The following is a 14,179-nucleotide window of genomic DNA, read 5'->3' as shown; positions in this document are numbered from 1 at the left end:
ATGCTTCAAAATAAAAAGTAACGCTGGGCCATGGGCAGTACGTCTGCCGGTTCGCACCACAGTAATACGCCATCTGCCTTGACCTGATAGGTCTGCGGATCAACTTCAATAGTGGGCAAATAACCGTTGTGGATCAGGTTGGTTTTTTGCACATCCCGACAGCCTTTGACCACGGCGATTTGTTTTTTGAGCCCGAGGGATTCTGGCACCCCTGCATCAAATGCTGCCTGGCTGATAAACGTCAGGCAGGTGGCGTGCCGAGAGCCGCCATAGCTGGCGAACATGGGGCGATAGTGAACCGGCTGGGGAGTAGGAATCGAGGCGTTGGCATCGCCCATCAAGCTTGATGCAATCGCCCCGCCCTTGAGAATCAACGTCGGTTTAACCCCGAAAAACGCCGGGCGCCACAGCACCAGATCGGCCCACTTCCCCACTTCAATCGAGCCCACTTCATGGCTCACACCGTGGGTGATCGCCGGGTTGATGGTGTACTTGGCGATGTAACGTTTGGCGCGGAAGTTGTCGTTGCCGGGCGCGTCTTCAGGCAGGGGGCCGCGTTGTTTCTTCATCTTGTCGGCGGTTTGCCAGGTGCGGGTGATCACCTCACCCACACGGCCCATCGCCTGACTGTCGGAGCTGATCATCGAGAACGCGCCAAGGTCATGCAGGATGTCTTCGGCGGCAATGGTTTCGCGGCGGATGCGGCTTTCGGCGAACGCCACGTCTTCGGCAATGCTCGGGTCCAGGTGATGGCAGACCATCAGCATGTCGAGGTGTTCGTCGATGGTGTTGCGGGTGAATGGCCGGGTCGGGTTGGTGGAGCTGGGCAGCACGTTGGTCAGGCCGCAGGCCTTGATGATGTCCGGGGCATGCCCGCCGCCCGCGCCTTCGGTGTGGTAGGTGTGGATGGTGCGACCCTTGAACGCCGCCAGGGTGGTTTCGACAAAGCCCGACTCATTGAGTGTGTCGCTGTGAATTGCCACCTGTACGTCATACAGGTCGGCCACGTTCAGGCAGTTGTCGATAGAGGCGGGCGTGGTGCCCCAGTCCTCATGCAGCTTGAGGCCAATGGCGCCGGCCTCGACCTGCTCAATCAGCGGCTGTGGCAGGCTGGCGTTGCCTTTACCGGTAAAGCCCATGTTCATCGGGAACGAGTCGGCGGCTTGCAGCATGCGCGCCATGTGCCACGGGCCGGAGGTGCACGTCGTGGCGTTGGTGCCTGTCGCGGGGCCGGTGCCGCCGCCGATCATGGTGGTCACGCCGCTGTTGAGCGCTTCCTCGATCTGCTGGGGGCAGATGAAGTGAATGTGCGTGTCGATGCCGCCTGCGGTGAGGATCATGCCTTCACCGGCGATGACTTCCGTGCTGGCGCCAATGGCGATGGTCACGTTGGGCTGGATGTCCGGGTTACCGGCTTTGCCGATGGCGTGGATGCGACCGTTCTTGAGGCCCACATCGGCTTTGACAATGCCCCAGTGATCGATGATCAACGCATTGGTGATCAGCGTGTCGACCACCTCGGCGGCGAGCAACTGGCTCTGGCCCATGCCGTCACGAATGACCTTGCCGCCGCCAAACTTTACTTCTTCACCGTAGGTGGTGAGGTCTTGCTCGACCTCGATCCATAGCTCGGTGTCGGCCAAACGAACCTTGTCACCTACAGTCGGGCCGAACATATCGGCGTAAGCCTGGCGGGAGATTTTCATGGTGTGTTCCTAAGCGTTGAGTCGAGCCCTGTAGCCGCTGCCGAAGGCTGCGATAAGGGCCCAAGGACCTTCGTTCACGTTGAAATGCCGGTGCCGCTGCGCAACCCTTCGCAGCCTTCGGCAGCGGCTACAAGTTCGGGTTAATCCAGATCACCCATGATCCGTCCGGCAAAGCCGAACACGCGGCGCAGACCGGCCAGTTCCACCAGTTCCACTTCGCGGGTCTGGCCCGGCTCAAAACGTACCGCCGTACCCGCCGGGATATTCAGGCGCATACCGCGGCTGTCGGCACGGTCAAACATCAGGGCGTCGTTGGTTTCGAAAAAGTGATAGTGCGAGCCCACCTGAATCGGCCGGTCGCCGCGATTGGAGACGCTGAGCGTGTGGGTGCGACGACCGACGTTGAGTTCGATCTCACCCGCTTCAATTCGGTATTCGCCTGGAATCATTGCGGCTCACTCAAGGTTTTGTAGTAGATGGCCGTAGGGCTGTAATGGCCGTTTGGGCTTTGGCAGTAGTTGGGCAGTTCGCCGACACGGGTGTAGCCCAGAGCGCTGTAGAAATTTTCGGCCGGTGAGCCGGCTTCGGTATCGAGGTGCAGCAGGCCGCGCTTTTGCTCGCGTGCCCCTTGCTCCAAGGCATGGATCAGCACCTGGCCCAAGCCTCGGCGGCGGACTTCGTTGAGTACCAGCAGCTTTTGCACTTCGGCGCGGTTCAGGCCATTGGTCTTTTGGCACAACGCCAATTGCACACTGGCCAGCACGCGTTGCTCTTCAACCAGCACCCACAACAGCAGGTTGCCCTGATCCAGTTGCGCATGAACTTCATCGAAATAGCGATTGGCCTGTGGTAGATCCAGATCGTCCATAAAACCGACGGACGCGCCATGCTTCACGGCATCGAGCAGCAGTACGATCAAGTCTTCACGGAACTGGCCAATGGTGGCGGCCGTGACTTGAATGACGTGTTCGGCGTTCATTGGCCGCACTCCTGAGGTGGCAGTGCGCCGGGGTTGAGCATGAGTTGCATAAAGGTCAGGTCGAGCCAGCGGCCGAATTTGATACCGACCTGCGGCATGCGCCCGCTGGTGACGAAGCCCAGCTGCTTATGCACGTGAATCGATGCTGCATTGCCGCCTTCGATGGCCGCAACCATCACGTGTTTGTCGCACGCTCGGGCGCGCTTGATCAGCTCGGCCAGCAACTGTGGACCGAGGCGCTTGCCGCGCTGCTCGGGGTGCACGTACACCGAGTGTTCGACCGTGTGACGAAAACCTTCAAAGGGCCGCCAGTCACCAAACGAGGCGTAACCCAAGGGGATATTGGCGTCGTCGACAATCACCAAAATCGGATAACCCTGCGCCTGACGGGCGTTGAACCATTGCTGACGGTTATCGAGGTCGACGGTTTGCTCGTTCCAGATGGCCAGGGTATTGAGCACCGCATCGTTATAGATCTCTCGAATCGCCGGTAAGTCAGCCGGGACGGCATCACGAATGACATAAGACATGGCGCAGCCTCAGGCGATGGGTTGGTGGACAGTGACCAGCTTGGTGCCGTCCGGGAAGGTGGCTTCGACCTGGATGTCTGGGATCATTTCCGGGATGCCTTCCATCACGTGTTCACGCGAGAGCAGGGTGGTGCCGTAGTGCATCAATTCAGCCACTGTGCGGCCATCGCGGGCGCCTTCAAGCAGGGCGGCGGATATGTAGGCGATGGTTTCCGGGTAATTGAGTTTCACGCCGCGGGCCAATCGACGCTCAGCCAACAGGCCGGCGGTGAAGATCAGCATCTTGTCTTTTTCGCGTGGAGTCAGGTCCATGGTGGAGTCCGTGTTCGGCAGTTAAAAGTTGTGTGGGTTGCTCAAAATCAAAAGCCCCTCACCCTAGCCCTCTCCCGGAGGGAGAGGGGACTAAAAGCAAAGCAGATCTGTGTAACACCTCAAATCAGCCCCCTCTCCCTCTGGGAGAGGGTTGGGGTGAGGGCGCTTCAGGTGCTCCAAATTCTCGGCGCTACCGCCTCGCGCCCCAGCAATGCCGGGCGCAGCAAGCGCCACAAATCAATCAGCCAGCCACGTGCCTGCAAGGCTTCACCCGCCAGGCAGCGAGCCACCAGCAAACCCGGCAATTGGGTCAAGTCCCCGCGCACCGGGTTCGGCAAACTGCGACAGGTTTCCAGCAACTCAGCGCTGATTTCACCCGTCACCAACAACGTTGCAAACACCGGATTGCCGTCCAGCCCGATGGGCGAGTCCAGCAGTCCGTCGTCACCGACAATGCGCTGGCGCTCATGCCAGAGCAATTGGCCGTCGCGGCGAATATCCAGTCCAGACTGAAAGTGCCCGCGCTCAAAACGCTCGCCGCTGGCCAGCCGTCCCAACGCCACCATGTCCCAATAAAACAATTTGGCATCGCCTTCCAGCTCAATGCGGGTGCTGAGCTCGGCCTGGGCCGCACTGAAGACGATGGTTTCTTGTGGTAGCCATTCCAGGGTCGCGCCGGCCGCTACGTTGAGCTCGACAGTTTGATAGGCCGGGCCCGCCGCGCGATACCACTTGGCCGCGCCGGGGCTGGTGAGCTGCGCCCAGGCATCGGGGCCGACACTGGCGCGGATGTCCAGACGGTCACCGCCCGCAATCCCGCCGGGCGGGTGCACGATGATGTGCTGGCACACTTCAGGGCCTTCGGCGTACAGGTGCTTTTGCACCCGCAACGGGCCGACGTGGCGGCGCAGAGTCGGGCGCGTGCTGTCACTGAAACGGCCATAGCCCAGCTCCAGCTCGGCATGCCAGCTAGGGGTGAATAAGGCGGTGTTGGCAGGCAGGTTCATATGTAGGACTTTTTACCCGGAAAGAGTGACAGATTAAATCGTCACCAGGCCGCGCACACCCTCTGTTTGCATATTTTCACCACGGCCTTGCTGCACGATTTCTCCACGCGACATCACCAGGTATTGATCAGCCAATTCTTCGGCGAAGTCGTAGAACTGCTCCACCAGCAAAATGGCCATATCGCCGCGTGCCGCCAGCATTTTGATCACCGCGCCGATCTCCTTGATCACCGAGGGTTGAATGCCTTCGGTGGGCTCGTCGAGGATCAGCAAGCGCGGGCGGCTGGCCAATGCACGCCCAATGGCCAGTTGTTGTTGCTGACCACCGGACAAGTCGCCGCCCCGGCGATGCTTCATTTGCAACAACACCGGGAACAGTTCGTAGATAAACGCGGGCACTTCGCGGGCTTCGGAGCCGGGAAAGCGCGACAGGCCCATGAGCAGGTTTTCTTCTACCGTAAGGCGCCCGAAAATCTCGCGGCCCTGAGGGACGTAGGCGATGCCGGCGTGTACCCGTTGGTGAGGTTTGAGCGCAGTAATGGTTATACCTTCCCATTGCACCGTGCCTTCTTTGACCGGCAGCAAACCCATCAGGCATTTGAGTAGCGTGGTTTTGCCTACACCATTGCGGCCCAGCAGGCATGTCACTTCACCCACTTTGACCTCAAATGACAGGCCGCGAAGAATGTGGCTACCGCCGTAGAACTGATGAAGCTTTTCGACTTGAAGCATGCATGTATTCCTTTTGACCTGCTGCTACGGGTTCGCTACCTACCCAGGTAAACCTCAATCACTCGCTCATCCGCCTGCACCTGTTCCAGCGAACCTTCGGCCAAAACGCTACCTTGATGCAGCACCGTTACGTGGTCGGCAATCGAGCCCACAAAGCCCATGTCGTGTTCCACCACCATCAGCGAATGTTTGCCGGCGAGGCTTTTAAACAGTTCTGCGGTGAACTCGGTTTCGGCGTCGGTCATGCCCGCCACCGGCTCGTCCAGCAACAACAGTTGCGGGTCTTGAACCAGCAGCATGCCGATCTCCAGAAACTGTTTCTGGCCGTGGGACAACAACCCCGCCGGGCGCTGCGCCGAGCCGGTCAGGCGGATCGTGTTGAGTACTTCGCCGATGCGATCTTTTTGCTCGCCGGTGAGTTTGGCGCGCAGGCTGGCCCACACCGATTTGTCGGTTTTCTGCGCCAGTTCAAGGTTTTCAAACACACTCAAGGCTTCAAAAACAGTGGGCTTTTGAAACTTGCGGCCAATCCCGGCCTGGGCGATTTTCACTTCGCTCATCTGCCGCAGATCCAGGGTTTCCCCAAACCAGGCCTGGCCTTCGCTGGGCCGGGTTTTGCCGGTGATGACATCCATCATCGTGGTTTTACCGGCGCCGTTAGGGCCGATGATGCAGCGCAATTCACCCACGCCGATGTACAGGTTGAGGTTATTCAGTGCCTTGAAACCATCGAAGCTGACGCTGATGTCTTCCAGCGTCAGGATGGTGCCGTGGCGGGTGTTGAGGCCCGGTTCAGCGCGCTGGCCAAAGCTGATGGCGTCGCGGCTGCTGCCGGCGTCCTTGTTCGGGTCGAGGATAGGTTCGAGCATGACATTCCTCATTGTTCGCCCTTTTTCTTCAGCAGGCCGATCACGCCTTTGGGCAGGTACAGGGTCACGATGATGAACAGCGCGCCCAGGAAGAACAGCCAGTATTCAGGGAAGGCCACGGTAAACCAGCTCTTCATGCCGTTGACCACGCCTGCGCCGAGCAAAGGCCCAATCAAGGTGCCGCGTCCGCCCAAGGCCACCCACACGGCCGCTTCGATGGAGTTGGTCGGTGACATTTCGCCGGGGTTGATGATGCCCACTTGCGGCACATACAACGCACCGGCCAAGCCGCACAGCACCGCGCTCAACACCCAGACAAACAACTTGAAACCGCGTGGGTCGTAGCCGCAGAACATCAGGCGGTTTTCGGCGTCACGCAACGCGGTCAGCACGCGGCCAAACTTGCTGCGCGCCAAGCGCCAACCCAGAAACAGGCTGCTCACCAGCAACACCACGGTGGCGAAGAACAGCACTGCGCGGGTGCCGGGTTCGGTGATGCCAAACCCCAGAATGCTGCGGAAGTTGGTAAAGCCGTTGTTGCCGCCAAAGCCGGTTTCGTTGCGGAAAAACAGCAGCATCCCGGCGAAGGTCAGGGCTTGGGTCATGATCGAGAAATACACGCCCTTGATCCGCGAGCGGAAAGCGAAGAAGCCGAACACCAACGCGAGCAAGCCGGGAGCCAGCACCACCAGGCACATGGCCCACCAGAAATGTTCGGTCCCGACCCAGTACCACGGCAGCTCGGTCCACGACAAAAAGGTCATGAACGCAGGCAACTCATCGCCCGAGGCCTGGCGCATCAGGTACATGCCCATGGCATAGCCGCCCAGCGCGAAGAACAAACCGTGGCCCAGCGACAGCAACCCGGCGTAGCCCCAGACCAGATCCAGCGCCAGAGCGACGATGGCGTAACAGAGAATCTTGCCCACCAAGGTCAGGGTGTAAGCCGAGACCTGAAACGGGCTGTCGGCGGGTAATAACGAGAGCAGCGGCATGGCCAGCAGCACCAGCAACACAAGCCCGCCCACCAGCGCGGTGAGTTTGGGGCCGGCTTTTTGCGTGGCCGTCAACATAAGAGGCTGATTCATCAGTCGATCACCCGTCCTTTAAGCGCGAAGAGACCTTGCGGGCGCTTCTGGATAAACAGAATGATCAGCCCCAGGATCAGGATTTTGCCGAGCACGGCGCCAATCTGTGGTTCAAGAATCTTGTTCGCGATGCCCAGCCCGAAGGCCGCGTACACGGTGCCTGCCAGTTGGCCGACGCCGCCCAGTACCACCACCAGAAACGAGTCGATGATGTAGCCCTGACCCAAGTCCGGGCCGACGTTGCCGATCTGGCTCAAGGCCACACCGCCGAGCCCGGCAATGCCCGAGCCAAGACCAAACGCGAGCATGTCCACGCGTCCTGTAGGTACGCCGCAGCAGGCGGCCATGTTGCGGTTCTGGGTGACCGCGCGCACGTTGAGGCCCAGACGTGTCTTGTTCAGCAGCAGCCAGGTCAGCACCACCACCGCCAGGGCGAAGACGATGATCACCAGCCGGTTGTACGGCAGCACCAGGTTGGGCAGCACTTGCAGCCCGCCCGAGAGCCAGGCCGGGTTGGCCACCTCAACGTTCTGTGCGCCGAACAGCACGCGTACAAGCTGGATCAGAATCAGGCTGATGCCCCATGTGGCGAGCAGGGTTTCAAGCGGTCGGCCGTAGAGGTGCCGAATGATGGTGCGTTCCAGCACCATGCCCACGGCGGCGGTGACGAAGAACGCCACTGGCAATGCCAGCAACGGGTAGAACTCGATGGCGCCGGGGGCGAAGCGCTGAAACAGCACTTGCACGCAATAGGTGGAGTAGGCGCCCAGCATCAACATCTCGCCGTGGGCCATGTTGATCACCCCCAGCAGGCCGAAGGTGATGGCCAGCCCGAGTGCCGCGAGCAGCAGAATCGAACCCAGTGACAGGCCGCTGAAGGCTTGGCCCAATACGTCGCCGATCAGCAATTTGCGGTTGACTTGCGCCAGGCTGGTTTCGGCGGCGGTGCGCACGGAAGCGTCGGTTTCGACGTCGGGTTGCAGCAGGCTTTCAAGGCGGGTACGCGCTAGCGGTTCGCCGGTTTCGCCGAGCAGGCGTACAGCGGCCAGGCGGACTGCCGGGTCGGGGTCGGCCAGTTGCAGATTGGCCAGCGCCAGGCTGAGTGCCGAGTGCACATCGCTGTCGGTCTCGGCTGCCAGTTGCTGGTCGAGGAACTTGAGCTGCGCCGGTTTGGCAGATTTTTGCAACTGTTGCGCCGCGACCAGGCGCAGTTTCGGGTCGGCGGCCAGCAGTTGATGGCTGGCCACGGCGGTATCGATCAGACCACGCAGGCGGTTGTTCAGGCGTAACTTCTGAGGGGCGCCGTCGACGGTGAGCAGACCTTGTTGCAGGCTGTTGATTAGCTCAACTCGCGCGGGGGTGGGGTGTGCAGCCCAGTTTTCGAGGAGTTGGGCTTGCTCTGAATTATTGGCCGCTGCGAAGTCGCTCGCGTCATCGGCGTGGGCGGCCCATGGCAGCAACAGCAGGCAGCTGAGGATCAGGCGGTAAAGGGCAGTGGGCATAGCGTGTGTCCCTGTTGGGCAGGTGGTCGATCTTCAGGTCCTCTCCCAGAGGGAGAGGGGACTAAAGCAAATCTGTGCAACGCCACTGATCAGTCCCCTCTCCCTCTGGGAGAGGGTTAGGGGGAGGGGGCTTTTGATGTGCTTAGTTACTCTTCACCGCGTGATCCGGCTTCTTATCGTTACCCTGAATGTACGGGCTCCACGGCTGGGCGCGGATCGGCTCTTTGGTCTGCCACACCACGTTGAATTGACCGTCGTCCTGAATCTCGCCAATCATCACGGGTTTGTGCAGGTGATGGTTGGTCTTGTCCATGGTCAGTGTGTAACCCGATGGCGCGGCGAAGGTTTGGCCTGCCATGGCTTCGCGCACTTTATCCACATCAGTCGATTTGGCTTTTTCAGCGGCCTGCGCCCACATGTGGATACCCACATAGGTGGCTTCCATCGGGTCGTTGGTCACCGCTTTATCGGCCCCCGGCAGGTTGTGGGCCTTGGCGTAGGCTTTCCAGTCATCGACAAACTTTTTGTTCACCGGGTTCTCTACTGACTGGAAGTAGTTCCAGGCCGCCAGGTTGCCCACCAGCGGTTTGGTGTCGATGCCACGCAGTTCTTCTTCGCCTACCGAGAAGGCAATCACCGGCACGTCGGTGGCTTTCAGGCCTTGGTTGGCCAGCTCTTTATAGAACGGTACGTTGGAGTCGCCATTGACGGTGGAGATCACAGCCGTTTTGCCGCCGGCCGAAAACTTTTTGATGTTGGACACGATGGTCTGGTAATCGCTGTGACCAAACGGGGTGTAGACCTCTTCGATGTCTTTGTCGGCCACGCCTTTGGAATGCAGGAACGCGCGCAGGATTTTGTTGGTAGTGCGTGGGTACACATAGTCGGTGCCCAGCAGCACGAAACGCTTGGCACTGCCGCCGTCTTCGCTCATCAAGTACTCAACTGCCGGGATCGCCTGCTGATTCGGCGCGGCGCCGGTGTAAAACACGTTAGGCGACATCTCTTCGCCTTCGTATTGCACCGGGTAGAACAACAGACCGTTGAGTTCTTCAAACACCGGCAACACGGACTTGCGCGACACGGATGTCCAGCAACCAAACACCACGGCGACCTTGTCCTGTGTCAGCAACTGGCGACCCTTTTCGGCAAACAGCGGCCAGTTGGACGCCGGATCCACTACCACGGGTTCGAGCATCTTGCCGTTCACCCCGCCCTTGGCGTTGATCTCGTCGATGGTCATCAGCGCCATGTCTTTAAGCGACGTTTCGGAGATCGCCATGGTCCCGGACAAGGAATGCAGAATCCCGACCTTGATCGTTTCGGCTGCTTGCAGGGTCCAGGACATGCCCATGGCTGCAATGGATGCCGTGAGGGTAAACGCTTTGATCAAGTTACGACGCTTCATGGTGCGGTCTCCAGGAACGTGATTTTTATCAGTTGCAGATACGGACGATGCACAGGCTTTTGCAAAGGCTGTGCCGGGATTGAGCCAAGGCTCTAGCGTGGGTATTTGCGCGAATAGTGGGCGTGGCTTTGCACTGATTCGGCGCTTGCGTGGTCGCGTGGTGCGGGTGGGTGCGCCGCTTTGGTGCTTGGCGTGGTGAGTGGCTAATTAACTACCACCTCGTGGCCGTCCATAAGGCCAAGGATTGCGGTGAACCGGCACCTGCTGTCACCACATCATCAAGGAGATGAATGTCTATGGAACCTGTCTATGAAATTCCGCAAATAGGGGTAACGCCCAATAAAACGGTGAACCTGCCGGGCTTGAGCCCGAGCTTTGTGAACCCCGACGATGCAGCACGTTTTGCCCATGAGTTGATCGGGGGCAAGCGTGATGCCGGGTATGGGGGGCTCATTCTGAAAGATGCTTTAGGGCGATTCGTAGCTTCGCGGCCGGTCAAGCTGGCGGGTGGCGAGTTTAGCCCGCAGCAGTTTTTATCGAGCGATGCCAAAGGCTTGCTAAAGCATCCAGAGGGCTACACGTGTCACGCCTTCTATCATTCGCGGGCGCACCAACTCGCCGAGACGCAACGGGTGCCGCCTGGGGGATCGCGGGAAGAAGTGCTGACCTTGGTCAACTTTTATTTGCCTGCAGACATACACACCCTGCTGGGGTTCTCCAGTTTTGTAAGGACTCACTATTTGTCGGGGTTCAATGGCTCTTTGCTCAAGGCTAAAACCAGTCCGACCAATAATTCGAAGGAGCTGTTTGCCTACTTGTCATTGGCTATTGAAGACAGCTCGCTGCTTAACGAATTGATTGATTTCGTCAAACAGGTGGTGGAAACGCTGGAAGTGAGCGTTATCCAGAGCACCGAAGTCTGGCGCGGAAAAGTAGGGAAACTGGAGCCGGATTTCTTCTTTTTCTCACCTGGCAATCAAGCGGTTAACGACAGTGTGGTTATCCAGCGTCCGGCGTATGGCCCGCTGCTGGACAGCGAAAATTTGGCCTTGGAGTACATCCGGTCACGCTCCGATCACACTACCGATCAGCATTACGGGTTTATCCTCAAAAACACCTCGACGAATGAATTTATCGTCTGCGAACCCGTGACAGGGGCGTTGGATTTCGCTTTTGCCCGGGCTTTCGCCGTCGGCAGTGATGGCGAGCCTCAGTTGCCGGCGGGCTTTGCAATCGTTGCAGTGTACGGCGCTGATGCAGAATATCGTGACCCGGCACTGATCCCGGCCGCTCAGCCGTCGGTGTACAAAAACTTTCTGCACATCGATGCGCTGGAAAAAGGCATTTTGAAAGCCCGGGAACTGGCTGCACCTAACAGTATTACGGCGTTGCCGCTGTATATCCTGGCCCGAGACGGGGCGCTGTTGAAGTACGTGTCCAAGTCTTCGCCGGTTGAGCAAACCCTTTTTGCCAGGTTGCCCGAGCGTGAAGGTGGCGGTATCGCCTTGCTGCGCAATGTGCTGACGGGGGAAGAGAAGATCGAATCGTTGATTCACGCCCTGGCCCACACCGGTGAAATGAGGGTGGTGCGAGGCAGTGAAGTCTGGGGGATAGAAGGTCAGGTAGGGTCTGGCTGGCAGCCCTTCGATGGCTTTATGAGGCGCACGTTGAGCCCTGTCTTTATTGAGATGGACGATGCCGTTCGCTATGCCCATGAGCAAATTGCCCGGCGCGTGGATTACACCTACGGTGGGTTGATCCTCAAGCGGCAGGACAATCTATTCGTGGTCACCGAGCCGATTGCCGTACGCACAGAAACCTTTGATCCGACGGTGGTATTTCCACCCGAACAGTCATCGTTTATCCCCTATGGCTGCGTGGTGGCCGGCAGCTACCACACCCGTCGCATCACGCCTTTGCAGCTGTGGCGCCCGGCCATTGAAGATCAGCTGAGCCGCACACTGTTTGCGCCCCATGAGCTGCGCAGCGCAATTTTGGATCGCCGAGGCAAGGTTCGCTACTTTTCGGCGCAAGACGGTGCACTGCTCAAGTACATACCCAGCGGTTCTGACTTTGAAACGCGATTCTTGGTGCGTCTCTCGCCTCCCGCCGCTCACCCCGAGCAGGCGCGCAACAATCTTAGCCAGACCAAGCTGCGCGACAATTCGCTCATGCCGAGTCAATTCATTACCCAGGTGGCGCGGGCAGGGGAGTTGCACGTTGTGGTGGCCAGTCGCTTATGGGGGGAACGAGGCAAGGTCACGTCGCAATGGCAGCCTGCTCAAGCTCCCGTCGAGAGGGGCAGGCTCACCCTGCAACCGGCCTTTAGCCCGGTGTTCAGCCAGGCCATTGATGCTGTGCGCTATGTTCATGGCCGCATGGGCTCGCGTGGACATACGCAGTTTGGGGTCATCCTCAAAAGCCAGAACGCTGAGCAGTACATCGCCACAGAACCTCTGCGCACCCGTACCGCACTGCTCAGCAATGTATTCCCGCGGCCTTTGGGCGCTCAGATGTACAGCCTGCCTGCCGGTTTTACGTGCGATTCGGTGTATGTGGCTACGCCTAAAGTCCCCGCTGAACGGCAGTCCGATGATGTGTTTGGTGATTTTATTGCCCCTGCCGACTTGGTGAACCTTGCGGTGCTTTCAAGCTCGGTGCGTGACCTGTCTGCAGGGCGGCTTGATTATCCGACGATATTTATATCAACCCGCAATGGGGCGCTGCTGAGTTACAAGGCCGTTAACCTGAACACGGTGCTGAATTTGGAAAGTGGGTTTGGGCCGAACGAGCCCATACTTGCCATGTTGAACAGCAATAAGCTGCGCACCCCGGATTACGTGCGCAAGGTGGCCGGCAGCGGTTATCTGGAGGTGCTGCTGGCCAGTTCCATGTGGGCGACGCCGGGGCCTGTCACCTCCGGCTGGCGGCCTTTCGCCATGGACGTGGACATTACCGGTCGCCCTGCCGCCACTGTGCCGGCGCTGGGCCCCGCGTTCAGCCATATCGATGATGCAGCGCTCTACAGCAACCGCAAACTGCGGCGCCCGCATGCGCATCATGTGGTGGGCGCGGTATTTTTTTCATCCGCGCAGACCCTCTATGTACCGCAGGAGCCTGAAACCAATGGCGCTCCGGCTAATGCTCAAGACACCATTTTCCTCAATCCGCTGTTTGAACGAACTTCAGGCCGGTCGCGACCGTTACCCGCTTTGCCGTCGGGTTACGGTCCTGTCGCTGTTTATTATGCGCATCAACCTGTGAGGCCCAGTGTGCTCAGACCCGGCCAGAGCAACTGGGTCGATAACGCGTTCTGGCCGGTGGACATTTGCTTTATGACCAAGAGCCTCCCGCGGCTGGAGTTTTCACTCAACATTGCCTATGCGGCGGGTAATGATGGATCGCTGTTGAAATACGTGCGTCGTCGCGGCAAAGCTGAAGATGACTTGTGCCAATTGGTCCTGGGGTATGACTACTGGGAAAACCAATACCTGGATCAAGAGTGGGTAGATAAAGGCCTCGAAACGGAAAGCCAGTACATCGCCAAATTACTCAAAGCGGGGGAGTTGGTCGTGGTTAACCCCAGCGAAAACTGGTCGCGAGTGGGGTGGGTGACCGCGGACTGGAAGACCACTGAACCTGCAAAGGTCAGCCCCGAGCTGCCGTGGGCGCGCTCGCCGACGGCAGGTAACAAAGACGAGCTTTGAATCAGGGCTGGTAGCGAGATCACACGCAGGTTGAGCTTTTTAAAGGGGCAGACGTTGCCGCTCGTGGGTATGAACTGACGAGAGCTCGACGAGATGAGCAGCGCCGAGGCGCAATTCTAAATTGGGAATACGCCAGCACTCTTCGATGCCACCCTTTTGGTTAATGATTTACTCCTTGAATGGGTACTTATATATGACCCTGCTGCAGGCGGACGTACATAAAATGGTGCGTGCCAAGGCGGTAGTGTTTGCCGCACACATAATAAGTTTGATGGGTGGTGTAGTGTCGCTTGAATAATTTCCAGCTGCAGGTAAAAAGTTGCCTCTGGCTATCTATTT

12 protein-coding genes are annotated in these 14,179 nt (G+C 58.9%); 1 reads left to right on the top strand and 11 read right to left on the bottom strand.

Annotated elements, in window-relative coordinates:
* Window positions 1–5: 5 nt before the first annotated feature.
* The 11 genes from ureC to urtA form a co-directional block, all read right to left on the bottom strand.
* The gene (gene ureC, locus EQV93_RS11635; protein WP_240891611.1) at window positions 6–1,706 is read right to left on the bottom strand and encodes an urease subunit alpha; all 1,701 of its coding nucleotides are present in this window, start codon (window positions 1,704–1,706) and stop codon (window positions 6–8) included.
* 140 nt (window positions 1,707–1,846) lie between these two features.
* Window positions 1,847–2,155, bottom strand: coding sequence for an urease subunit beta (locus EQV93_RS11630; protein ID WP_122785031.1), 309 nt, complete (start codon window positions 2,153–2,155; stop codon window positions 1,847–1,849).
* Window positions 2,152–2,685 (bottom strand): GNAT family N-acetyltransferase, encoded by a 534-nt coding sequence (locus EQV93_RS11625; RefSeq protein ID WP_122785030.1) that lies wholly within the window; start codon window positions 2,683–2,685, stop codon window positions 2,152–2,154. The genes EQV93_RS11630 and EQV93_RS11625 overlap by 4 nt, the downstream gene beginning before the upstream one ends.
* A complete protein-coding gene (locus tag EQV93_RS11620) occupies window positions 2,682–3,215 on the bottom strand; it encodes a GNAT family N-acetyltransferase (protein ID WP_122785029.1) in 534 nt (177 codons plus the stop codon). The genes EQV93_RS11625 and EQV93_RS11620 overlap by 4 nt, the downstream gene beginning before the upstream one ends.
* A 9-nt stretch (window positions 3,216–3,224) precedes the next feature.
* Window positions 3,225–3,527 carry an urease subunit gamma gene (gene ureA, locus EQV93_RS11615; RefSeq protein ID WP_240891610.1) on the bottom strand — a complete coding sequence of 101 codons (303 nt, stop codon included), beginning with the start codon at window positions 3,525–3,527 and terminating at the stop codon, window positions 3,225–3,227.
* 167 nt (window positions 3,528–3,694) lie between these two features.
* Window positions 3,695–4,534 carry an urease accessory protein UreD gene (locus tag EQV93_RS11610; RefSeq protein WP_240891609.1) on the bottom strand — a complete coding sequence of 280 codons (840 nt, stop codon included), beginning with the start codon at window positions 4,532–4,534 and terminating at the stop codon, window positions 3,695–3,697.
* A 33-nt stretch (window positions 4,535–4,567) separates the two neighbouring features.
* On the bottom strand, window positions 4,568–5,266 hold the full coding sequence (gene urtE / locus EQV93_RS11605; protein ID WP_240891608.1) for an urea ABC transporter ATP-binding subunit UrtE: 699 nt from the start codon (window positions 5,264–5,266) through the stop codon (window positions 4,568–4,570).
* Window positions 5,267–5,301: 35 nt separating this feature from the next.
* Window positions 5,302–6,147 (bottom strand): urea ABC transporter ATP-binding protein UrtD, encoded by an 846-nt coding sequence (gene urtD / locus EQV93_RS11600; protein WP_240891607.1) that lies wholly within the window; start codon window positions 6,145–6,147, stop codon window positions 5,302–5,304.
* Window positions 6,144–7,223, bottom strand: coding sequence for an urea ABC transporter permease subunit UrtC (urtC, locus tag EQV93_RS11595; RefSeq protein WP_240891606.1), 1,080 nt, complete (start codon window positions 7,221–7,223; stop codon window positions 6,144–6,146). Before urtC ends, urtD begins: the two co-directional genes overlap by 4 nt.
* Window positions 7,223–8,725, bottom strand: coding sequence for an urea ABC transporter permease subunit UrtB (gene urtB / locus EQV93_RS11590; protein ID WP_240891605.1), 1,503 nt, complete (start codon window positions 8,723–8,725; stop codon window positions 7,223–7,225). The genes urtC and urtB overlap by 1 nt, the downstream gene beginning before the upstream one ends.
* 142 nt (window positions 8,726–8,867) lie before the next feature.
* Complete coding sequence (gene urtA / locus EQV93_RS11585) at window positions 8,868–10,133, bottom strand: urea ABC transporter substrate-binding protein (protein ID WP_122785023.1); 1,266 nt, start codon at window positions 10,131–10,133, stop codon at window positions 8,868–8,870.
* A gap of 290 nt (window positions 10,134–10,423) precedes the next feature.
* Between urtA and EQV93_RS11580 the strand changes: the two genes are divergently transcribed.
* On the top strand, window positions 10,424–13,840 hold the full coding sequence (locus tag EQV93_RS11580) for a DUF4329 domain-containing protein (protein ID WP_240891604.1): 3,417 nt from the start codon (window positions 10,424–10,426) through the stop codon (window positions 13,838–13,840).
* Window positions 13,841–14,179 lie beyond the last annotated feature (339 nt).

This window comes from Pseudomonas sp. TMW22091, from assembly GCF_022496705.1.
GTDB lineage: Bacteria > Pseudomonadota > Gammaproteobacteria > Pseudomonadales > Pseudomonadaceae > Aquipseudomonas > Aquipseudomonas saxonica.
Note: the sequence above shows the minus strand (reverse complement) of the source record. Positions and strands in the feature narration are given on the sequence as shown.